The organism is Myxococcus sp. SDU36 (genome assembly GCF_030168875.1).
GTDB lineage: Bacteria > Myxococcota > Myxococcia > Myxococcales > Myxococcaceae > Myxococcus > Myxococcus vastator.
In genome coordinates this window covers 1,256,640-1,277,460 of sequence record NZ_CP077414.1, presented here as the reverse complement: position 1 = coordinate 1,277,460, position 20,821 = coordinate 1,256,640, and the positions used below count along the sequence as shown (strand labels likewise).

At 70.0% G+C, this 20,821-nt stretch carries 17 protein-coding genes; 6 read left to right on the top strand and 11 right to left on the bottom strand.

Annotated features, from left to right (window positions below; all coding sequences use genetic code 11):
- Positions 1-7 precede the first annotated feature (7 nt).
- Positions 8-1,462 (bottom strand): penicillin-binding transpeptidase domain-containing protein, encoded by a 1,455-nt coding sequence (locus tag KGD87_RS05225; RefSeq protein WP_284666421.1) that lies wholly within the window; start codon positions 1,460-1,462, stop codon positions 8-10.
- Positions 1,463-1,581: 119 nt separating this feature from the next.
- On the opposite strand from KGD87_RS05225, the gene KGD87_RS05220 reads away from it, so the two are divergent.
- Both KGD87_RS05220 and KGD87_RS05215 read left to right on the top strand, forming a co-directional pair.
- Positions 1,582-2,499 carry an ABC transporter permease gene (locus tag KGD87_RS05220; RefSeq protein ID WP_284666420.1) on the top strand — a complete coding sequence of 306 codons (918 nt, stop codon included), beginning with the start codon at positions 1,582-1,584 and terminating at the stop codon, positions 2,497-2,499.
- Positions 2,496-3,404, top strand: a complete 909-nt coding sequence (locus KGD87_RS05215; protein WP_284666419.1) for an ABC transporter ATP-binding protein — start codon at positions 2,496-2,498, stop codon at positions 3,402-3,404. The genes KGD87_RS05220 and KGD87_RS05215 overlap by 4 nt, the downstream gene beginning before the upstream one ends.
- Before the next feature lie 28 nt (positions 3,405-3,432).
- On the opposite strand, the gene KGD87_RS05210 is transcribed toward KGD87_RS05215, so the two are convergent.
- On the bottom strand, positions 3,433-3,663 hold the full coding sequence (locus KGD87_RS05210) for a sulfurtransferase TusA family protein (protein WP_284666418.1): 231 nt from the start codon (positions 3,661-3,663) through the stop codon (positions 3,433-3,435).
- Positions 3,664-3,859: 196 nt separating this feature from the next.
- Here KGD87_RS05210 and KGD87_RS05205 point away from each other — a divergent pair, with 196 nt between their 5' ends.
- Positions 3,860-5,833 (top strand): DsbA family protein, encoded by a 1,974-nt coding sequence (locus KGD87_RS05205; RefSeq protein WP_284666417.1) that lies wholly within the window; start codon positions 3,860-3,862, stop codon positions 5,831-5,833.
- An 86-nt stretch (positions 5,834-5,919) separates the two neighbouring features.
- Here KGD87_RS05205 and KGD87_RS05200 read toward each other — a convergent pair whose 3' ends face one another.
- Entirely contained in the window at positions 5,920-6,315 is a 396-nt protein-coding gene (locus KGD87_RS05200; RefSeq protein ID WP_284666416.1) for a RidA family protein, read from the bottom strand.
- A 71-nt stretch (positions 6,316-6,386) separates the two neighbouring features.
- Entirely contained in the window at positions 6,387-8,609 is a 2,223-nt protein-coding gene (locus KGD87_RS05195) for a RelA/SpoT family protein (protein ID WP_163786151.1), read from the bottom strand.
- 145 nt (positions 8,610-8,754) lie between these two features.
- Here KGD87_RS05195 and KGD87_RS05190 point away from each other — a divergent pair, with 145 nt between their 5' ends.
- Positions 8,755-9,888, top strand: a complete 1,134-nt coding sequence (locus tag KGD87_RS05190; RefSeq protein WP_284666415.1) for an FHA domain-containing protein — start codon at positions 8,755-8,757, stop codon at positions 9,886-9,888.
- A gap of 29 nt (positions 9,889-9,917) precedes the next feature.
- Here the strand turns inward: KGD87_RS05190 and KGD87_RS05185 are convergent, their stop codons facing one another.
- Entirely contained in the window at positions 9,918-11,627 is a 1,710-nt protein-coding gene (locus KGD87_RS05185) for a serine/threonine-protein kinase (RefSeq protein WP_284666414.1), read from the bottom strand.
- A gap of 120 nt (positions 11,628-11,747) precedes the next feature.
- Here KGD87_RS05185 and KGD87_RS05180 point away from each other — a divergent pair, with 120 nt between their 5' ends.
- The gene (locus KGD87_RS05180) at positions 11,748-12,515 is read left to right on the top strand and encodes a double zinc ribbon and FHA domain-containing protein (RefSeq protein ID WP_284666413.1); all 768 of its coding nucleotides are present in this window, start codon (positions 11,748-11,750) and stop codon (positions 12,513-12,515) included.
- Positions 12,516-12,568: 53 nt separating this feature from the next.
- Here KGD87_RS05180 and KGD87_RS05175 read toward each other — a convergent pair whose 3' ends face one another.
- Positions 12,569-12,931 carry a TraR/DksA family transcriptional regulator gene (locus tag KGD87_RS05175; RefSeq protein WP_163785741.1) on the bottom strand — a complete coding sequence of 121 codons (363 nt, stop codon included), beginning with the start codon at positions 12,929-12,931 and terminating at the stop codon, positions 12,569-12,571.
- Positions 12,932-13,031: 100 nt separating this feature from the next.
- On the opposite strand from KGD87_RS05175, the gene KGD87_RS05170 reads away from it, so the two are divergent.
- A complete protein-coding gene (locus KGD87_RS05170) occupies positions 13,032-13,913 on the top strand; it encodes a DNA integrity scanning protein DisA nucleotide-binding domain protein (protein ID WP_163785740.1) in 882 nt (293 codons plus the stop codon).
- 8 nt (positions 13,914-13,921) lie between these two features.
- Here KGD87_RS05170 and KGD87_RS05165 read toward each other — a convergent pair whose 3' ends face one another.
- Genes KGD87_RS05165 through KGD87_RS05145 form a run of 5 tightly spaced genes read right to left on the bottom strand, consistent with a single transcriptional unit; the run spans position 13,922 to position 20,695 of the window.
- Positions 13,922-14,479, bottom strand: coding sequence for a PspA/IM30 family protein (locus KGD87_RS05165; RefSeq protein WP_284666412.1), 558 nt, complete (start codon positions 14,477-14,479; stop codon positions 13,922-13,924).
- A gap of 16 nt (positions 14,480-14,495) precedes the next feature.
- The gene (locus KGD87_RS05160) at positions 14,496-16,778 is read right to left on the bottom strand and encodes a vWA domain-containing protein (RefSeq protein WP_284666411.1); all 2,283 of its coding nucleotides are present in this window, start codon (positions 16,776-16,778) and stop codon (positions 14,496-14,498) included.
- 49 nt (positions 16,779-16,827) lie between these two features.
- Positions 16,828-19,359, bottom strand: coding sequence for an AAA family ATPase (locus KGD87_RS05155; RefSeq protein ID WP_284666410.1), 2,532 nt, complete (start codon positions 19,357-19,359; stop codon positions 16,828-16,830).
- Positions 19,360-19,409: 50 nt separating this feature from the next.
- Complete coding sequence (locus KGD87_RS05150; RefSeq protein WP_284666409.1) at positions 19,410-19,820, bottom strand: thiol-disulfide oxidoreductase DCC family protein; 411 nt, start codon at positions 19,818-19,820, stop codon at positions 19,410-19,412.
- Positions 19,820-20,695 carry a hypothetical protein gene (locus KGD87_RS05145; protein WP_284666408.1) on the bottom strand — a complete coding sequence of 292 codons (876 nt, stop codon included), beginning with the start codon at positions 20,693-20,695 and terminating at the stop codon, positions 19,820-19,822. The genes KGD87_RS05150 and KGD87_RS05145 overlap by 1 nt, the downstream gene beginning before the upstream one ends.
- Between the last annotated feature and the right edge of the window lie 126 nt (positions 20,696-20,821).

The window sequence follows — 20,821 nt, the reverse complement described above, 5'->3', positions numbered from 1 at the left end:
GGACGCGTCAGTGCTCGCCGGCGGCGGAGGCCGGGGCCGTCATCTCCACGGGCGCGGGCAGCCGCTCCAGGCCCAGGCGGAGCGCCTCGCGTCCCAGCCAGGTGCCCCGGATGCGCCACTTGGGGTCATTGACGATGATGGCGGCCACGGCGACGCGCGGGTTGTCCTTGGGCGCGAAGCCCACGAACCAGGAGTAGTCGCGGAAGGGCTCGCGGTCGGCCAGGGAGCCTGTCTTGCCCACGGCGTCGTCCACGCGGAAGCCGCGCTCGCGGAACACGGCGCGCGCGGTGCCGTGCGTGACGGTCTCCTCCAGCATCACCGTGAGGTCCTTCGCGGCCTCCGGCGAGAGGACGGGCTCGCCTTCCACCGGGAGCAGCGGCGCCGGGCCCTCGGGCTCGAAGAGGATGGGGTCCACCCAGCGGCCCTCGTTGGCGGCCACCGCGGCGACGAGCGCGCCGTGCAGCGGGGACAGGTACACGTCCCCGAAGCCCGCGCCCGTGTTGGCCAGGCTGAACGGCTCCTCCGGAATGGCGGCGAGCGACACGTCCGTCGGCACGGGGAACTCAATCTCACGGTTGAAGCGGAAGCGGGCCGCCATGCGCCGCAGCGCGTCCACGGTGAGGTGCTTGTTCGTCAGCTTGGCGAAGATGACGTTGGCGCTCTTGCCCATGGCCAGCGCCAGCGAATAGCAGGAGCCGTCCCGCTCACTGTCCTGCAGGTGCTTCTCGGAGATGCGCCGCTTGCCGCCGTGGAAGCACTCTTCTGTCTCCGGGGTGACGCCGGCCTCCAGCAGCGCGCTGCCGGTGACGATTTTGAAGACGCTGGCCGCGGGGAACACCGCGCGGACCGGGAGGCCTCGCAGCTCCGGCCGCGCCGCCGAGTGCTCCGCCAGCGCCAGCACCCGTCCGGTGGACGGCTCCAGCACCACGGCCGCGCCGTAGGGCGTCTCATAATTGCGGAGGATCTGCGTCAGCGACGCTTGCAGCACCGGGTCGATGGTGAGCCGCGTCTTCTTGCCGCCCTTCTCCTTCACCACCAGCCTCCCGCCCTCCAGCGTCGCGCGGGCCATGAGGTCCGCGGACCTGGGCAGCGGCTTCACCATGGCGATGGGCGGCGCCTTCGCGCGCGAGGGCACGGGAACGGGCGGAACCATCCCCGGCTCCGCGGCCAGCGCCGCGAGGCCCCCGTCTGGAGACTCCCCCCCGAGCACGGCCGCGGCGGACACGGCGGCGGAGCCTGAATGCCCCGCGTCCGTCTGGGCGGTATCCTGGGACGCCGTGCCGGAGCCCGTTGTCCCCGCGTCCGTCTGCGCGCCCTGCGGCGCCGTGCCAGGGGCGCTCGCCCCCACCCCATCGTCTTCGGAAACGCCTGCGGACGCGGGCTGCTCCGGCTCGGTCGCTCCAAGGACGAGGACCAGGGGGAGCAGCGCGGCGGCGGACAGGAGACGGCGGTGGAGGCGCATTGCTACGGGGGGCTCCGGGGGTGAGCGGCGCCTGGATCCTACCGGCTGGGGGCGCGCTGTCCACGGATGCCTCCCCGGCCGCTTCCGCGCCCCGCTGAAATCAGAAACTTGGCGGACGGGTGTGCAACTCCGCTAGGTTCGCCCACACTTTGGACGGATTGAAAGAAACGGTGGTCATCTGGAGCGCCGAGCTCCGCCGGGCCGTGCGCAGTGGCCGGACGGTGGTGCTGCTCGGCCTCTACAGCATGTTCTCCGCGTTGGTGCTGCTGGTGGTCGGCTGGCTCGCGGGAGAAGTCCGCGGCGCCGTCGCCAAGCAGTTGGAGGGCGCTGGGGCGGATGCGAGCGCCTCCGTGCAGATCAACGAGGAGATGCGCAAGGGCGTGCTGGGCTTCCTCACCAGCAACGACTCCGCGATGATCGAGGCCCTGGCGCAGGTGCCGCTGGAGGTGTTGATCGTCTTCAAGATCACCCTCTTCTTCCTGCCCGCGTACATCGCGCTGATGGGCTTCGACCAGATCAGCGGTGAAGTGGGCCCGCGCTCCATGCGCTACCTCACGGTGCGCGCGCGGCGCTCGTCGGTGCTGCTGGGCAAGTTCCTGACGCAGGCGACGCTGCTGCTCGGCCTGGTGCTCATCATCGACCTGGCCATCTTCGTCTACGCCCGCGTGGCCAACCCGGACTTCGGCTTCGCCGCCGTGGCGCTCAACCTGCTGAAGTTCTGGCTGGCGGCCATCGTCTTCTCGCTGGCCTACGTGGCCCTCACGACGCTGTGCTCCAGCCTGTTCCGGTCGCCAGCGGTGAGCCTGGTCTTCAACTTCATCCTGCTGTTCGTCTTCTGGCTGATGGACACCATCGGCCGGGCGTCGGGTGACACGGGCAACCTGCGCTTCCTGCGCTACCTGTCGCCGTCGTACTACGCCAGTGACCTGCTGCACCCGGGCCTGGCGCAGTTCGGCGCGAGCGGAGCCGCCTACGCGGTCTTCGCGCTCGTCTTCCTGATGGCGGCCTACGGCATCCTGCGCGCGAGGGACCTGTGAGCGACGTGGCCATTGAACTGTTCGGCGTCTCCAAGCGCTTCGGCCCCAAGGTCGCCGTCGACGGCGTCAGCTTCTCGGTGCCCAAGGGCGCGGTGTACGGGCTCATCGGCCCCAACGGCGCCGGCAAGACGACCACCTTCTCCATGATGTGCGGCTTCCTCTACCCCTCCGAGGGCACGCTCAAGGTCATGGACGTGGATCCCACCACCCCGGGCGCCCTCAAGGGCCGCCTGGGCGCGCTGCCCCAGGACGCGGTGCTGCCGCCCGGCTGGGAAGTGGGCGCGCTCTTGACGTACTGGGCGCGGCTGTCCGCCCTGGCCGACCCCGAACGCGAGGCGCGCGAGGCCCTGGACAAGGTGGGCCTCATGGAGGCCTGGAACGTCCAGACGCAGGCGCTCAGCCACGGCATGGCCAAGCGCGCGGCCATGGCGCAGGCCCTCATGGGCAACCCGCCGCTGGTGCTGCTGGACGAGCCCACCGCCGGGTTGGATCCGCGCATCGCCGCCCAGGTGCGCCAGGTCATCCGCGACATGAAGGGCCGGCAGACGGTGGTGGTCTCCAGCCACAACCTCCAGGAGCTGGAGGAGCTGTGTGACGCGGCCGCCATCCTCGACAAGGGCACGCTCGCCCAGGCGGGGAGCATGAGTGAGCTCACGGGCCAGGGCGCCGAGTTCCGGGTCCAGATCGCCCGCGGCAGCGTCATCATCCCGGAGCTCACCGGGATGCCCCACGTCACGGACGCGCGCATGGAGAGCGACACCGTGCTGCGCGTGCGCTTCAGCGGCGGCGTGGCGCCCGAGGAGGTCATCAGTCAGGTGGTGCGGCACCTGCTGCAGCACGACGTGCTCATCCTGGGCGTCAGCCGCGGCCAGCGCCTGGAAGACCGCGTCCTGCAGATGCTCTGAAGCAAGGTGTGGGCTGGCGGCAGGCGGCTCAACCCGCCTTGCGCACCCAGCCCACGTAGAGCGCCTCCCGGCGCTCCAGGCGAACCAGTGGATTCCCCGTAGCCTCACACCAGGCGGGGAGGTCCGCCTCCAGCCCGCGATCCGTGGAGACGAGCTCCACGAGCGTCCCTGGCGCCAGGGCCCTCATGGCCTTGGCGAGCGCCAGGATGGGCATGGGGCACAAGGCCCCTCGGGTATCGATGCACACGGCGACGTCCATGATCGGGACTCTGACGGAATTTTTACGAAGTCTCCCAAGTTTGGGGCCCCCTGAGGGGGTGCGCCTCCCTGGAGGGCCAGAGCGGCTTGCTTGCGCGTCTGGAATTCCCTCTGTTAAGACCGCCGCCCTCTGCCCTCGTTGAAAACCCGCTCGGGCCCACATTGCCGGCCCCATGGCGAAGGAGCAAGACCCACTCATGAAGCCCAATGTCATCGTGGCCCTGCTGGTCGGCCTGGTGCTCGGGTTCGTTGGCGGCCGCGTCACCACCGGCCCGTCCACGAAGTCCGAAGTCGCCAAGGCCGCACCGAACTCTCCTGCCGCCGCCCCGGCGCCGGGTGGACGCCGACCGGTGGATCCCACCGTGTTCAAGGTGCCCGTGGAGAACTCGCCCACCCACGGCAGCGCTGACGCGCTCATCACCGTGGTCGAGTTCTCCGACTACGAGTGCCCCTTCTGCAGCCGGGCGAACGTCACCATCGAGAAGCTGCAGGAGCAGTACGGCAAGAAGCTCCGCGTAGTGATGAAGCAGAACCCCCTCTCCTTCCACCCGCGCGCCAAGCCCGCGGCCATCGCCGCGATGGCGGCCGGCGAGCAGGGCAAGTACTGGGAGTACCACGCCAAGCTCTTCGCCAATCAGAAGAAGCTGGATGACGCGTCCCTGGAGCAGTACGCCAAGGACCTGGGCCTGAACCTGGACAAGTGGAAGGCCGAGCTGGGCAACCCCAAGTTCCAGGACATCATCACCCGCGACCAGGCCCTGGCCAGCCAGCTGGGCGCCAGCGGCACCCCGGCCTTCTTCATCAACGGCCGCTTCCTGTCGGGCGCGCAGCCCATCGCCAACTTCCAGGCCCTCATCGACGAGGAGCTGGTCAAGGCGGAGAACCTGGTGAAGGGCGGCGTGCCCGCCTCGCAGGTGTACGCGAAGATCATCGAGAAGGGCGCCGAGCGCGCCGCGCCCAAGGCGCAGCAGCAGCAGCCCGCCGCCAAGGTCCACAAGGTGGAGGTCCCCTCGGACTCGCCCTCCTTCGGGCCGGCCACCGCCAAGGTGACCATCGTCGAGTGGTCTGACTTCGAGTGCCCCTTCTGCAGCCGCGTGGGCCCCACCCTGTCGAAGATCAAGGACGGCTACGCCAAGGACGTGCGCGTGGTGTTCCGTCACCAGCCGCTGGCCTTCCACGCCAACGCGAAGCTGGCCGCCGAGGCCTCGCACGCCGCGCACGAGCAGGGCAAGTTCTGGGAGTACCACGACAAGCTCTTCGCCAATCAGAAGGCCCTGGACCGCGGCTCCCTGGAGAAGTACGCGCAGGAGCTGGGCCTGAACCTGGACAAGTTCAAGGCCGCCCTGGATTCGGGCAAGTTCAAGGCGAAGGTGGAGGCCGACATGGCCGCCGGCAACGCCGTGGGCGCCAACGGCACCCCGACGTTCTTCATCAACGGCCGTGAGTTCGTCGGCGCGCAGCCCTTCGAGGCCTTCAAGCGCGTCATCGACGAGGAGATTGGCAAGGCGGACAAGCTGCTCGCCGCCGGCACCCGGCCCGAGGAGCTCTACGCGAAGCTGAACGCGGAGAACGTCGCCAACGCCCCGAAGGCGGCCGCCGAGGCCCCTGGCGCCCCCGCCGAGCCCCCGGTCCAGAAGGTGGACGTGGGCAACGCCCCGGTAAAGGGCAACAAGAACGCGCCCATCACCATCGTCGCCTTCTCCGACTTCGAGTGCCCGTTCTGCAGCCGCGTGGTGCCCACGCTGAAGCAGCTGGAGGACCAGTACGGCGGGAAGATCAAGGTCGCCTTCAAGAACCAGCCGCTGCCCTTCCACGCCAACGCCAAGCCGGCCGCCGCCGCCGCGCTGGCCGCGCACGAGCAGGGCAAGTTCTGGGAGTACCACGACAAGCTCTTCGCCAATCAGCGCGCGCTGGACCGCGCCTCGCTGGAGAAGTACGCGCAGGAGCTGGGCCTGAACATGGACAAGTTCAAGGCCGCGCTGGACCAGGGCAAGTTCAACGCGCAGATTGAAGCCGACATGGCGCAGGCGTCCAGCGTGGGCGCCAGCGGCACCCCGACGTTCTTCATCAATGGCCGCACGCTCGTGGGCGCCCAGCCCGTGGACGCGTTCAAGCGCCTCATCGACGAGGAGCTGAAGAAGAGCGGCCCCACGGTGGCCGACTCGAAGTAGTCCCCGCCGGGGCCTCGAGGCCCTGACGCGACAAAGGCCGTCGGACTCCTCTGAGTCCGGCGGCCTTCGTCTTTCCGGCCGTTGCCTCAGGACACGGCGATGGCGTCAATCTCCACCTGGGAGCCACGCGGCAGCGCGGACACCTGCACGGTGGCGCGGGCCGGCGGCGCGCCGGTGAAGTAGCGGCCGTAGACTTCGTTCACCCGGGCGAAGTCGCCCAAATCCATGAGGAAGATGGTGCAGCGCACGACGTGGGAGAAGTCCAGCCCGCTGGCGGCGAGCACGGCCTTCAGGTTCTCCATCACCCGCTCCGCCTGCACGGCGACGTCGCCCTGCACCATCTCCATGGTCGCCGGGTCCAGGGGAATCTGGCCGGAGAGGAAGGTCATCTTCCCGGCGTCCACCTGCACCGCCTGGGAGTACGGGCCAATGGCCTTGGGGGCCTGGTCGGAGTGGATTGTCTTGCGAGCCATGCGGCGCACCTCGGGGGTGAGAGCGGCCCGAACCGGGCCGCCGGGGTTTCCGGGCGCTCTAACACGAAAGCCGAGGGCGGTTAGATGCGCTCGACCGAGTAGACGCCCTGGAGCCGCTCGATGGTCCGCATCAGGTCCGTGAGCTGTTTGAGGTCGGAGATGGTGACCTCGAAGGTGTTCACCGCCCGGTCATCCCCGGTGGCCCGGCAGTTGGCCTGGGAGATGTTGACGCCCTTCTTGGAGAAGGTGTTGGTGATGTCCGCCAGCAGGCCCGGCCGATCCGCGGTGAGGACGCGCAGGGTGACGGGGCGCTTGAAGTCGCCCCGGACGTCCCACGACACGTCCACGCGCCGCTCGGGGTCCGTGGCCAGGGCCTTTTCACAGCCGACCGTGTGAACCGTGACGCCCCGCCCCCGGGTGATGAAGCCGGCGATGGGGTCTCCAGGGACGGGGTTGCAACACCGCCCGAAGCGCACGAGGACATCGTCCACCCCGCCAATCTGCACGCCGCTGCGGCTGCTGCGGCCCACCAGCCGCTTCGCCAGGTCGGTGACGCGGGACAGGCCCGGCAGCACCGAGTTGCCCGCGCCACCGGAGGACGCCGAGGCGGCGGTGTTGGCGTCCGAGCGAGCCCCCGCCTCCGCGGCGTTGAGCTTCTCCTGGGGGACGAGCCGGTGCGACAGCTGCTGCGGCGTCACCTTGCCGTAGCCAATGGCCACCAGCATGTCGTCTTCCACGCGGAAGCCCAGGTCCACGGCGACCTTCTTCATCTCACCGGACTTGAGCAACCGGTTGAAGTTGAGCTGGAAGCGCTTGAGCTCGCGGTCCACCAGCTCGCGCCCCAGTTGCAGGCTCTTCTCGCGCTGCTGCTGCTTGATGAAGCCGCGGATGCGCTGCTGCGCCCGGCTCGTCTTGACGAAGGTGAGCCAGTCCTTGGACGGGTGCTGCTGGGGGCTGGTGAGCACCTCCACCGTGTCCCCGTTCTTCATCTTGTAGCGGAGCGGGACGATCTTCCCGTTCACCTTGGCGCCCACGCACCGGTTGCCCACGTCCGAATGGATGGCGTAGGCGAAGTCCACCGGCGTGGCGCCACGAGGCAGCGAGCGCACGTCGCCCTTGGGCGTGAAGACGAAGACCTCGTCGGTGAAGAGGTCCACCTTCACCGTCTCCAGGAACTCCTTCGGGTCCTTCAGGTCCTGCTGCCACTCCATCAGCTGCCGCAGCCAGGCGAACTTCTCGTCATCCTTGGAGATGACGGCCTTGCCCTCCTTGTACTTCCAGTGCGCAGCGATGCCTTCCTCGGCGATCTTGTGCATCTCCGCGGTGCGGATCTGCACCTCCACGCGCTCGCTGAGCGGACCGATGATGGTCGTGTGCAGCGACTGGTACATGTTGGGCTTCGGAATCGCGATGAAGTCCTTGAAGCGCCCCGGCACCGGCTTCCACATCTCATGCACCAGCCCGAGCGCCTCGTAGCAGGAGGGCGCGGCGGGCGCGATGATGCGAAAGGCGATGATGTCGTGGATCTGATCGAAGTCGATGCCCTGTGACTTGATCTTCTTGTAGATGCTGTAGACGTGCTTGAAGCGGCCGCTCACCTCGCCCTTCAGCCCACGCTCGGCCAGCTTGGAGCGGATGAGGTCGCACGTGTCCTCGATGTACTTCTCCCGCTCCTTCTTTCGCTTGTTCAGCTTCTCCTGGAGCGCGAAGAACTCCTGCGGTTTGACGTAGCGGAAGCTCAGGTCCTCCAGCTCCGTCTTGATCCAGGAGATACCGAGCCGGTTGGCCAGCGGCGCGTAGATGTCCAGCGTCTCCTGCGCGATGCGGGCCTGCTTCTCCTCCGACATGTGATCCAACGTCCGCATGTTGTGCGTGCGGTCCGCCAGCTTCACCAGGATGACGCGGATGTCCTGCGCCATCGCGATGATCATCTTCCGGAAGTTCTCCGCCTGCTTCTCCTCCTGCGACAGGCTGGCGGATGCGGAGAACTTGGACAGCTTGGTGACGCCGTCCACCAGTTGGGCCACTTCCGAACCGAAGAGCTCCGTCAGCTCCTCCGCGGTGGCCAGCGTGTCCTCGATGGTGTCGTGAAGGAGTCCGGTGACGATGGACGCCTCGTCCAGCTTGAGCTCGCCCAGGATGCCGGCGACCTCGAGCGGGTGGACGAGGTAGGGCTCGCCTGACTTTCGGAGTTGACCCTGGTGGACCTTGGCCGAATAGACGTAGGCCTTCTTGATGATGTCCAGGTCGGGGTCGGGGTGGTACTGGGAAACCCGTTGGAGGATGTCGTTCAGGCGAATCATCGAATGAGGAGCAATCGTAACTTTGCACCAACGGAGGGGCAACGTTGCCCCACACCTGGACGTCACCTCCCTCCAGGACACCCCGGTTGGTGCGTTCGCTTTCGTTGACCCGGTGTTTTACGGCCCCGTAGATTCGCCTCCGCTCATGTCACAGCTCCTGCTGTCCTCCCTCGCCGTGGTCTGCCCGAACTGTGACGGGTACAACTCGCTTCGCTCGGCCGCATGTGCGCTCTGCGGCCAGGCCCTGGGCGAGCCCGCAGCCGCGCCCCGCCCCGCCGCCACGAAGCCGCCCCCGGCCGTCACCCGGCCTGGTACGCCGCCCGGCAGCCGGCCGGTCGCGGTGTCCAACTTTCCCGGCGGCAAGGTGGCGGACCCGGTGGTTCCCCCTGCCCACAGCGCCATCCCGCCGGGCATGCGCCCCTCCGCCCGGACGCCGCCACCCACCGCCGCGGGCCTGTCGGTGGAACGGCCACCTCCACAGCGTACCCCCACGACGCCCCCGGGCATCATGGCCCGCACGGGCGGCGCGTCTGGCCACGCCACCACCCGCCCGCCCCCGCCAGTTCCGGACAGCGCGATGCCCGGACGGGCCGGTGTGGCCACCGCGGCGCCGCGCGCTGCCCCGCCGGCCGCCTCCCGCTTCGGGCTCGCGGTCATCGCGGGCTCCGCGCGGGGGCAGCGCTACAAGCTGCCTGTCACCGGTTGCGTCGTGGGCCGCCAGCGCGGTGCCATCCTGTTCGCGGACGACGCCTTCGTGTCGCCCCTGCACGCCACCTTCCTGGTGAAGGAGGGCTCGCTGTACGTGCGGGACGAATCCAGCGCCTCCGGCGTCTTCGTCACGGTGGGGGGCACGGAAGCCCTCACCCCACGCACCCTCTTCAGCGCGGGCCAGCGGCTGTTCCGCTTCACGGGCCGCCTGGAGCCCCAGCCCCCCGTGACGGGACGGCCCGCCATCTACGGTGCCCCGGTGCCACTGGGGCAGGCCGTCTACGGGGTGGAGGAAATGCTCGTCGGTGGCCGGGCGGGACGGGCGGTGATGACGGCGGCGCCGCTGCTCACCATCGGCCTGGCCCACTGTGACTTGAGCTTCCCCGGCGACGAGGGCCTCGCGGGGCGCCACTGCGAGCTGTCCCCCACGCCCACGGGCGCCCTGCTGAGGGACCTGTCCGGAGGCCTGGGCACCTACGTGCGCCTCGCGAGCGGCGTCGAACGTCCCCTGCGTCCGGGAGACCGCGTCCGCCTGGGACAGCATGTGCTCCAGGTGGAGACACTGGGCTGACGCGGGGCAGACCACACCGCGGCCGCCCGTCAGGGCGACGTGGGCTGAGCCACGGTGCCGCCCAGGCGCTGCTCGATGAGGGCCCGCGCCTTGGAAGCCGGCTGCTCACGTAGGTGACGGTTCCACCAGCCCCGAGCCTCGTCCTGGTTCTGCCGGTGCCAGTAGACCTCGCCCAGCTTCAGGGCCAGCTCCGGGTCACCGCTGCGGCCGAAGGCCTCGCGATACTTCGTCGCCGCCAGCCCCACGTCCGCGCGCTGCAGGGCCTTGTCGCCTTCGCGTGCCAGCTCCTGCGCGCGCTCGACGTTGCGCGCGCCCGAGACAATGGCCCGGTCATAGAGCGGCACATCGGGGCTCGCGCCCACGGCGGAGTTGTTGGCCCCCGCCGGCACCGGCGCATTCGTGGGCAGCGCGTAGGGCAGGTCCTGCGCGCCCCCGCTGCCCGCGCCCATGAAGAAGTAGTAGGCGAAGAAGCCCAGCGCGGCGACCACCAGCAGGATGGTCAGCGACTTGAAGAAGAACGCCACCCCGCTGCCGCCGCCGGTCCCCGGCTGCGTGTGGACCAGCGAGTCCGTTTGCTCACGCGTGGCGGACATCGCGTCGGCGTTCGCGGGCAGCGGCTCGAGCACCCCCGGCAGGGCGCGCACCGTGGCCTCCATGGTCACCTCGTTGCCCCACCCGGGCAGCGTGGCATCCCGGACGTCACTCTGCGGACTGGCGGCGGACTTGCGCGGCAACGGCGCCAGCACCGCGGACGAGTTGGCCGAGCGCCGCGGCGCCGAGTCCATCCGGCGGCGCTCCTTGTCCACGGCCTGCAGCTCGGCCTTGAAGGCCTCGGCGGTGGCGGGCCGGTCCGCCGGGTTCTTGGACAGCGCCCGGAGGATGAGCCGCTCCATGGCCGGAGAGATTCGCGCATCCGGCCGACGGCGCGTGGGCGGCGGCGGCTCCTCGGTGAGGTGCTTGGTGGCGAAGCCCACCGCCGAGTCCGACTCGAAGGGCAGCAGCCCCGTCATCAACTGGTAGAGGATGACGCCCACCGCGTACAGGTCTGAGCGGTGGTCGAGCTGCGAGCCCCGCGCCTGCTCGGGCGACATGTATTCGGGGGTGCCGCACACGAAGCCCGCGCGGGTGAGCGCCGGACCGTCGTCCGTGGAGTCGGTGATCTTCGCGATGCCGAAGTCCAGCACCTTGACGAAGTCGGGCTCGTTGCGCCGCGGCTCCACCATGATGTTCTCGGGCTTGAGGTCGCGGTGGATGACGCCGGCGCCGTGCGCGTCCGACAGCGCGCTCAGCACCTGGCTGACGATGCGCACCACGCGCCCTTCGTTCAGGGGCCACTCGCGGCTGAGGATCTGGTGCAGGTCCTGCCCCGCCACGTACTCCATGGCGATGAACAGGGCCCCGTCCTCGGCCTGGCCGAAGTCGAGCACGCTGATGGAGTTGGGATGGTTGAGGCGGCTGGCGGCCTTGGCCTCGCGCTGGAAGCGCGCCACGGTGCGCTCGTCCGACAGGAGCGTGTGCCGCAGCACCTTCAGCACCACCACCTTGTCCAGGGAGATCTGGCGGGCGCGGAACACCTTGCCCATGCCGCCCTCGCCAATGAGGGCTTCGACCCGGTATTTGGAGGCAATCGTCTTGCCGACGTACTCGTCCGAATCGGGCGTACGCACGAGGGTCGCGCCACAGGCGGGACAGAAACGGGAAGATTCTTGGGCGTCAGCGCCGCAGGAGGGGCAGTGCAAGGAAACAATCCCCAAAGGGGTGGGACACCGACTTCATCACGCCGCTCGGGTAGGGGGCAAGCCGCGAGCAACGCAAGGCGAGCAACCGGGCCCCGGCCCTGGTACAACCCCTAGCCCTCCATGGACGCGATGGAATACTGCCCCCGCTGTGACACCGAAAATCCTCGGGACGCCTCCGTCTGCCGGGCGTGTGGCTCGCCGCTGCGCTCCGGAACGATGGTGATGGCCGTCGCCAGCGTCGCCTCGCGCCCGCAGGTCTCCATCCGCGTGGTGCGCGCCGATGGCGGCCCCGAGTCCGTCGTCCGCATGCAGCGCGACACCCTCACCTGCGGTCAGCAGGCGGACATCTCGCTCACGGACGACCCCTTCATCATGCCGCTCCAGGTCCGGTTCTTCTTCTCCGGCATCCGCCTGGCCGTGGAGGACGTGGGCGGCGCCAACGGCGTCTTCGTCCGCCTGCGCCAGGAGCGAGAGCTGCCCCCCGGCGGCGAGCTGCGACTGGGACGCCAGCGGCTGGTGCTGGAGCCCATTCCCACCGCGACCACCGGCCCGGGCGGAACCCAGGTCTGGGGCTCACCGGATCCCGGCTACCGGCTGCGGCTGGTGCAACTGCTGGAGGGCGGCCTGCGCGGCGGCGCCTTCCCCCTGCGCGAGGGCGACAACCTCCTGGGCCGCGAGCAAGGCGACCTCACCTTCCCCACGGACGGCTTCGTGTCCGGGCGGCATGCCGTGCTGCAGGTGCGGCAAGACAGGCTCCAGGTCCGGGACGTCGGTTCGTCCAACGGCACCTTCATCCGCCTGTCGGGCCCCACCTTCGTGGACAACGGGGACCACTTCCTCATCGGCCGTCAACTGCTGCGCGTGGAAATCCAGGCGCCCGCGGCCTGAAATGCCAAGGGCCGCACGGGGCATCCCCCGCGCGGCCCTCACTGCCTCGGCGCTCAGCCGTAGGACTTCTCCTTCTTCTCCTGCTCTTCCTTGCAGCGGATGCAAAGCGTCGTCACCGGGCGCGCCTCCAGGCGCTTGGGCGAGATGTCCTCTTCGCACCGCTCGCAGATGCCGAAGGTGCCGTCCTCGATGCGGACCAGCGCCTTTTCGATCTTCTGCAGCAGGAACTTCTCCCGGTCCCGAAGGCGGAAGACCATGGACTGCGCATACTCGGAAGACGCCAGGTCGATCTCGTCGGGGAGGTCGTCCGTGTCGAAACTGGACTCCTCCACCAGGGTCTTCTTGGCGCTCTCGAGCAGGCTCGCCTTGCTGTCCTCGAGCATCTTCTTGTAACGCTTGAGATCTTTCTGGTTCACAGCCTTCGCTCCAGTTCAGCGAGGTTTTGGGGCCCTGCACCCCAAAAAAAGGGCCCGAAAGCTTTATTCATGCCGTCTTCGGTGTCAAGCTGACCTCGGTATGAGCGAGAACACGAAGTTTGATCGAGAGTTCCTGCGCTCGGCCCTCTCGTTGGCCGGCAAGAACGAAGTCGATCACTTCCTTTATATCTGCGACACGCCCATTCCCGCTGAAGAGTTTCGCGGCCGGCCTGCTCGCAAGAAGCTCGTCTACGCCGTCACGATGCCCAAGCTGGCCGAGGAGCACCTCGCCAAGAAGGTCCGCGCGCTCGTCATCCCCGCGTACGACTACTCCCGCACTGAGCGCGTCAAGGTGGCGCTCGTGTCCGCGCTGTCCCAGGGAGCGTTCAAGGAAGGCGACCTGGTCCTTTGCATGACGGGCAAGGTGGGCCGGGCGCCGGACACGCTGATGCAGATGCGCATCGGCGGCTCGCTTGATGACCGCGTCGCCATCGAAGGCGTGAAGCTGGGCGACGAGTTCAACTCCCAGGTGGTGGACGCCCTCATCCAGTTGGCGCTGCAGATTGGCCAGGAAGGCTTCGAGGGCCACCCCATTGGCACCATCATCACCATTGGCGCCCACAACACCGTGATGGAGAAGAGCCGGCAGATGACCATCAACCCGTTCCAGGGCCTCTCCGAGGCGGAACGGAACGTGCTTGACCCGAAGATTCGCGAAGCCATCAAGAACTTCTCCGTGCTCGACGGCGCCTTCATCATCCGCGAGGACGGCGTCGTCCTGGCCGCGGGACGCTACCTGTCCGCGGCGGATGAGGCCGTGAAGATTCCGCTCGGCCTGGGCGCGCGGCACGCGGCCGCCGCCGGCATGACGTCCACCACGGGCTGCATCGCCCTCGTCGTCAGTCAGACGTCCGGCGCGGTCCGGCTCTTCAAGGGCGGCAACATCGTCCTGGAGCTGCACCAGACGGCGCGCCGCACCTGAAGCCGCGCTCAGTCCTCCAGCGACTTCTCCTCGCGGTAGATGTCCGCCAGCGCGTGCGCGCGCTCGATTTCATCCCGAGCCGCGTCCACCACCAGCGCCTGGTCGAAGCGGGCCACGCGCTCGCGCAGAGCGTCCGTGACGAGCCCGCCCACGGTGAGCCGCGCGGACGCGCTCTCCCGCTCGCGGCGCAGCTCCACCACGCGGTCGCCCAGCTCGCTCGCCGCCTCCAGCAACAGCCGCCCGTCCGACTCGGCCCGCTCCAGCGCATCACGCGTGCCGGCCAGGAGGTCCTCCGCCTGCGCCTGGTCCTTCTCCAGCACGCGCACCGCCTGAGCATCACCGCGCTCCTTCGCGGTGGCCCGCCGCGAGGTGAGCTCCAGCAACCGGCGCGCATAGCGCTCCTCCGCGCGCACCAGGTCCGCCTTGAGCGCCAGCAGCGTGGCCGCGGACTTGCGGACCTCGGCGGCCTGGCGCTCCAGGTTGCCGATGAGCTGGTCGAAGGCAGCCAGCGGATCCGCTGGGCGTGACGGCTCCTTCTTTCGTCTCCTCAGCAGGCCGAAGAACATGGGTGTGGGGCGCAGCCTACCCGAAGGGCCGGCACAACAGCCGCACGCGCTGCAACGCCTCCTGCGTGGCCTGCCCACCCGCGGACAGCGCGGACAGGTAGCGCGCCGGGGTCAATCCGTACACACCCAGCAGGTGTTGAAGCAGCAGCAGGCTCTCCGCCGCGCGCCGGTCCGCGGGGGCCAGCGAGGCAGCCTCCACCAGTGCGCCCAGGATGTCCGTCACGCGGTGCGCGAGGTCAGTACCAGGCGGCGCGGCCCCGGGGGGCGGCGTGAGCGTCTCCGGGAAGAGCGCATCGAATGAAGCATCCACCGCCACGGGCGACGGAGCGGCCTGCCCGGCGGCGACAGCCTCCAGCGCCTCCAGGTGCGGCGTGAGTTGCTCCAGCGCATCGCCGGACGCCGGCACGTCACGCGGCAGCAACGTGCGCCAGGGCGTGTCGAACTCCGTGCGCGCCCACAGAATCTCCTCGTCGGAGAGGTGGTGGTAGAAGGCGCGGCCTCCGGCGGCCCGCTGCTCCCGGACGAGGAGGCGCAGGTCCAGGTTCTCCTCGCCCAGGGACACGAAGCTCAACGCGATGTCCAGCGCGTCCATGGGCGCGCGCGTGCGGCGGATGAGCTCCAGGTCCACGCGGTCCTCGCCGTCGGTGATGAGCACCACGGTGGCCCGCGCGAGGTACGGGTCCCTCCCCTGCGCGGCGCGGATGGAGTCGAACGCGGACATCAGCGCGAGCGTGATGTCCGTCTGCCCCTCCGCGGGTGAATCGCGGAAGAGCTTCTCCAACTGCCGGGTGGCCTCCAGCGCGGTGTCCACGCGCGCCAGCTCGGTGGGCACGTCGTTGAAGAAGCTGAAGTACAGCGGGTCGAAGTGCTCGCCCCGGCGGGCCTTGACGCGCAGGTTGTTGAGCTCCGCGATGACAATGGCATCCCGGAAACGGGCTCGCGCGCCGTGCATGGAGCCCGACGCGTCGCAGACGTAGACCCGCACCGCGGTGCGCTTCACCTTCCGAGGGCGCGGAGGCGGCTCGTCGTCCAGGTACGCGCGCACCAGCTGGTGACTGGCGGCCAGGTCGCGCAGCAGCATCCGCGGGTCCGTCAGGACGAAGTTGTGCACCTCATGGAGGCTGCCCGTCGTCTCATACGTCATCGTCTGCGTCGGGTACGGGACGCGCCGGGGCACCGCCCGCGCGGTGCGCGTATCCGCCAGGACGATTTCCTCCGACAGCGAATCCTCGACGTCGAAGTAGCGGGCACAGCCCGCCGCCAGCTCGAACGTGGAGAGCTGCTCGGGCTTCAGGGAGAAGGCCAGGTCCGTCAGCAGCTCATCGGCCCTGGGCGGGCCAGGGACTTCGTCAGGCGCAGGGGGCGCCTCGCCGAACCAGTGCGACAGGCCATCGAGCTCCGCGCGCTCCATCAGTGACGACAGCAGAGGAGGTGCCGGCAACAGCGGCGTCAGCGCCGCACGCGCCGCGTCCGCCAGCGCCACGTCCCCCGCCTCCAACGCCCGCTCGTAGAGCCCCTTCAGCGAGCGGTAGGCCACCTGGGGCTCGCGCCGGGCCGTGTGGCGCACGTGCCGCAGCAGCTCATCCATGGAGCGCACGGCCGGAACGGCCCGCACCCGCTCGCGGGCCTCGGCCACGTGACGCCGCAGCACCATGCCCCGCTCGCGGTCGTGGTCCGCGCCCAGGCGGATGAGCAGCTCGTGCGCCAGGTCCAGGTCCCTGCGCTTCTGCATGACGTCGGTGGCGTTGGCCCGGGCCCGCTCCGCGAAGAACTCCGCCACGGCCAGGCGAGCACTGGAAGGCACCTGACGCGGGGTGCGCCCATCGGCGCGCCCGTAGATTTCCAGCGCCGCGTCGTCATCCTCCGGCTCCGACGAGGGAGGACGGGCAAAGAGCTCCGCCACCTTCACCACGCGCGCCAGTTGGATGAAGCCCTTCTCCAGCACCGCGACCGCGCCGGGAAGTGGCTCGCCCGTGCGCCAGGCCCGCTCCACCAGCGTCAGGCCCTGCTCCACCTCCGCGAGCGCTTGATGGGCCCTGTCGAGCAGCCCCTGCGCCAATGCCCCCGCCCTGCCCTTGCGCAGGCCCAGCGCCTTGAGGAGCCGCGCGTCCGCCGACGTGTGCACGCCGACCCGGTCCAGGTCCCGGTCCAGCGCGGCCAGCACTGGCAGCGCGATGTCCTCTGCTCCGCGCGCACGGCGCCCCAGCAGCGTCCACGCCCGCCAGCCGCCGCGAGCGGGCGCGGGCTGGTGGAGCGCGTCCAGCCGCCGCCGGAGGTCCGCGAGGCGCCGGGCCAACACGCTCAGCGTCCCCTCTCCGCTTCAACGTGTCGCCCGCCGAAGCACCGGCTCATGGCGAGGACCGCCGCGCCAGCACCTGCCGGCTGAAGCGCCCGAAGTCCTCGTCGATGCCGCGCAGCTGTCCCTCCAGCTTTCGAGCCCCCTCGCCCAGGTCACCGGGCATGGTGCCCAGGAGCGCGAGGACACCCTGAAGCCGAACCAGCTCGCCTTCCTTCAACGCGAGCATCGGGAAGCGGCTGCGCACCAGCCGGTCCACGGTGCGCTCGGCATCCGCGCGCTCGGTCATGGATTCGGGCGGTGGAAGCGACGTGAGCAGCTGGGTCAGCCAGCTCCGCAGGTATTTGACGCGCGTCTGGACGAACCCGAACTCCGCCTGGGCCACCGCCGAACGCACGGCCTCCGACAGGAAGCCGGGCGCGGCGCCGCCGTGGTTCGCGGCTAGCTGTCCATCCAGCCCCAACAGCGCGGACAGCTCTCCATCAGGCGCCTTCGCCGCGAAGTCGCCCCGGTAGAAGACGTACGCATCCCCGTTGAGCACCGACGTGGACGTGGGCGGTGGGCTGGGCACCTCGCGCGTGAGGAGCTGGGCATGCTCGCGCAGCCGGGACTCGATGACCTCGCGACACTCGGAGAACACCGCGTCCAGGGACACCCCCTCGCGCCGGAGGTTCTCCGCCACCGACTGCACCGCGCGCCCGTATTGCTCGATGCGTTCGAAGGGCGTGGAGGACAGCACCTCCCGGGCGTAGGCGATGCCCAGCGGGAGCAGCAGCTCCTGCTTGAGGCCCTGTTGCGTCGGGTCCAGGACCGCCAGGGCGTTCTCCAGCTGCGTCAGGCGGCGCGAATCTCCCGCCAGCGCTTCGAGCGGCTCCCGACGTCCCCGGGCCAGGTTTCCCTGGAACGAGAACACCGCGCGCCGGCGCAGCGCGGACACGACGCGGCCGCGGACCTCCGCCTCGGCCGCGCGCAGGCGCTCCAGCGCGGCGGGGGCGCCGTCCGCCAGCTGTCCCGCCAGCTCCCCTGTCTGGGAAAGCTCCTCCTCCAGGTTGTCCGCCAGCCCGACCAGGCCCTCCAGCTTGAGCCCATCCTCGAAGTCCACGCTCTCCGCAGACAGGGCGATCATCTCCTGGGCGCCGTCCAGGAAGCGGGCCGTGGCCTCGCACAACGCCCCATGGACGGGCCGCAGCTCGGGGACGCCGCGACAGAGCGTCAGCACGTCGCCGAACGACGCCAGCAGCGCGATGCCGCCCCGCCCTTCCCCGTGCCCCGCCATGCCGCGCGCCAGCCGCTGCTCCTGCGCCGCCACCAGGGCCCGCGCCGCGGACAGCAACGGCATCCGGTTCTGCGCATGGCGAGGCCCGGGCACCAGCTTGGCCAACAAGGCCCGCGCCGTGGTGGAGACGACGCCGGGCTGCCAGTTGCGGCTCACGGACTCGACGGAGCTCACCTCTTCGGAGGACCCGAGCGCTTGCGCCTCGCGCTCCACGCCGCCCCCCAGCTCCTGCCGTACCCTGGCCAACGCTTCGTCGAACGCGCGCTGCTCCAGGCGGACGATTTCGAGCTGCGCCCGCTCCCGGGGGTCCACCACGGACTTGAGCAGCGCCTCCGTCTCCCCCGCGGGCGGACCGCCCAGGAGGAAGAACCAGCGCAGCGAGTCCAGGTCCTCGACGGTGGCCTCCAAGGCCCGCTCGGGGCGCCGGTAGATTTGATCCCGCACCACCGCGGCCTTGAGCGCCCACAGCGCCTTCACCACCGAGCGTTGGGAGAAGTACTTCGTCGGCACGTAGTCCGGCAGCTTCGCCACCTGGGCCGCCAGCGCGCGCTCCAGCGCATCCGCCAGCAGCTCCACCCCCTCCATGACGTGGCTGGGCACCCCCACCTTCGTCACGGCGTCCTGCAGCAGGTCCACCTGCTGGAGCGACAGCTGCGCGCGCAGGTCCGGCCGAGCGCCATGGGAGAAGCGTTGCAGCATGGCCGCCCGGCTCTCCCGGCGCGCGAAGGACTTGGGCACGAAGCAGATGAAGCTCAGCCGGTCCGCGAAGGCCAGGAGCAGCTCCGGCGAGCGCGCCAGCACCTCGGAGAGATACCGGTTGCTCGTCATGACGACGCACTCGATGCGCCCCGTCGTCACCCGGCGGCCATGCTTCAGCTCCCGCTCGTGCAGCACGTTGAGGATGGAGCGCAGCAGCATGTCCCGGCCGTCGAAAATCTCGTCCAGGAAGGCGTGCTCGGAGCCCAGCATGCCCTCGTCGGTGAGGTACTCGGTGCGTCCCGTCTCCGTGAGCACCTTGAAGTCCACCGGGCCGATGAGGTCCGTCTGCACGGTGGACTCGGCCAACTGCTTGGAGAAGAGCGACGGCGAGCCCGTGCGCTCGTCGATGATGCGCCCCAGCACGGCGCTGGCGATGGCGCTCTTGGCCGTCCCAGGGGGCCCCACCACCAGCACGTGCTCGCGCCCCAGGAGCGCCAGCTCCAACTGCGTGAAGAGCGTCTCTCGCTCCAGGTAGGCATCCCGGAGCTCGGTGAAGAAGTGCCGGAAGGCGCGCGCGGCCTGGACGTAAGGGGACGTTGGTGATTGCACGGACGAACCCGAGGTGGCGGGGAGACGCCATGCTACCCGCCGCGCGCGCCCTATTTGAAGCGGACCGCGCACGCCCCGTCCGGACACTGACGTCCCGCGATGCGAAACCGATAGCGGGCCACGACGCGGTAGAGCGCGTCCAGCAGCTGCCGCAGGCCTGGCGCGTAGTACACGCGGAGCAGCCGCCCCAACGGCCGCCGACCCAGCGCCAGGACCATGGCCTCCAACCCCTCCACCACGGCCCCATCCGACAGGACCAACTGCAGGGCCCGCTCACAGCGGTCCGCACTGACACCCGGGAAGGACGCCAGCACCCCTTCCTCCCGAAACGAGCGCAGGCGCGTCCCCGTCCCGCCCAGCAGCCGATGGAGCCGCCGGGCCGCCCCACCGCACAGGCGGCAGTGCCCGTCATAGAGAATCACGTCATGCCCGGGAGGCGTCGTCCGCGGCACGGGCGCCATCAGCGAGGCCTCAGCGTGTCATGCAGGTGCGCATGCACCGCGCGCCAGATGTCGTGCTGCCGCTCGATGGGGTCCATCAGCGTCATGCCCACCGACGTCGCGGGCGAGCTCCCCTGGAAGGCCGAGTACTGCCGCACCTGCGTCCCGCCCGCGCCGTCCTCGTCGAAGACGAAGCGATTCGTGCCGCGCAGCGGGTGCCCGTCCAGCGTGGTGATGTGCAGCGTGTTCGCGGCCGGCTCCAGGCGCACGGTGATGGGCGCCCACACGGGCGGAAACCCCTTCTCCTCCAGGAACAGCTTCGCCCCATCCACCAGCGCCGCCGTCGCGGGGCGGACGCGGATGCCGGCGGCCTCGAACACCGCCGCCGGATGACGGACGAAGTAGGCGTAGGCCTGGGCGGGGGCCACGTCCGGAATGCTGCTGGTGTAGTCCGTCAAGGACGTGGGCGCGCCGGTGATGGGCGGACTGGGCTTCAGGTGGTCCAGGTGAAGGCGCGCGTACCCATCCACGGCGGCGCTGTCCCCCATCAACCGGCTGGCGGCGGCGGCTTCGGACTGAGCGGCGGTGAGCGCCCCCTGCCGCACCTGCTCCATCAGGTTGCCCGTGGGCTTGGGCGGAAACGCGCCGCCCACGCCGAAGTCGAACTGGTTGTCGGCGCCCGTGCGGGGCCCCGAGCGAGGCCCGGGCACTTGCAGCGCCGGCGGATGCCCCATGGAGGGCCCCCGGTAGGGCTCCACCGTCGAGGACGCCGCGGCGGAGGCCGGCCGGCACTGCGCCGTGCGCGTGGGGGGAGGGACGGCCGCCGGCGCGGCGACGCCCTCGGAGGGCGCGGTACCGGGCGGGAGGAAGGACGGTGACGGCTGGATGCGGGACATGGAACGCCAGTCCCTGCACCCCCACCGCCAGTCCTCGCCCCAGTCCCATCAACCCCTTGGCGCGGCCCGACGTCCCGCTTCCCGTACGCCCGTCCTCCCTTTCGGAAGCACCCCTCCGCCCCGCAA

Excerpts from the sequence above, each read along its gene's own strand:
- KGD87_RS05190 (WP_284666415.1), top strand. The coding sequence starts at position 8,755 with ATGTCACAGCTCCTGCTGTCCTCCCTCGCCGTGGTCTGCCCGAACTGT.
- KGD87_RS05205 (WP_284666417.1), top strand. The coding sequence starts at position 3,860 with ATGAAGCCCAATGTCATCGTGGCCCTGCTGGTCGGCCTGGTGCTCGGG.
- KGD87_RS05165 (WP_284666412.1), bottom strand. The coding sequence starts at position 14,479 with ATGTTCTTCGGCCTGCTGAGGAGACGAAAGAAGGAGCCGTCACGCCCA.
- KGD87_RS05225 (WP_284666421.1), bottom strand. The coding sequence starts at position 1,462 with ATGCGCCTCCACCGCCGTCTCCTGTCCGCCGCCGCGCTGCTCCCCCTG.
- KGD87_RS05195 (WP_163786151.1), bottom strand. The coding sequence starts at position 8,609 with ATGATTCGCCTGAACGACATCCTCCAACGGGTTTCCCAGTACCACCCC.
- KGD87_RS05145 (WP_284666408.1), bottom strand. The coding sequence starts at position 20,695 with ATGTCCCGCATCCAGCCGTCACCGTCCTTCCTCCCGCCCGGTACCGCG.
- KGD87_RS05170 (WP_163785740.1), top strand. The coding sequence starts at position 13,032 with ATGAGCGAGAACACGAAGTTTGATCGAGAGTTCCTGCGCTCGGCCCTC.
- KGD87_RS05210 (WP_284666418.1), bottom strand. The coding sequence starts at position 3,663 with ATGGACGTCGCCGTGTGCATCGATACCCGAGGGGCCTTGTGCCCCATG.
- KGD87_RS05180 (WP_284666413.1), top strand. The coding sequence starts at position 11,748 with ATGGACGCGATGGAATACTGCCCCCGCTGTGACACCGAAAATCCTCGG.
- KGD87_RS05150 (WP_284666409.1), bottom strand. The coding sequence starts at position 19,820 with ATGGCGCCCGTGCCGCGGACGACGCCTCCCGGGCATGACGTGATTCTC.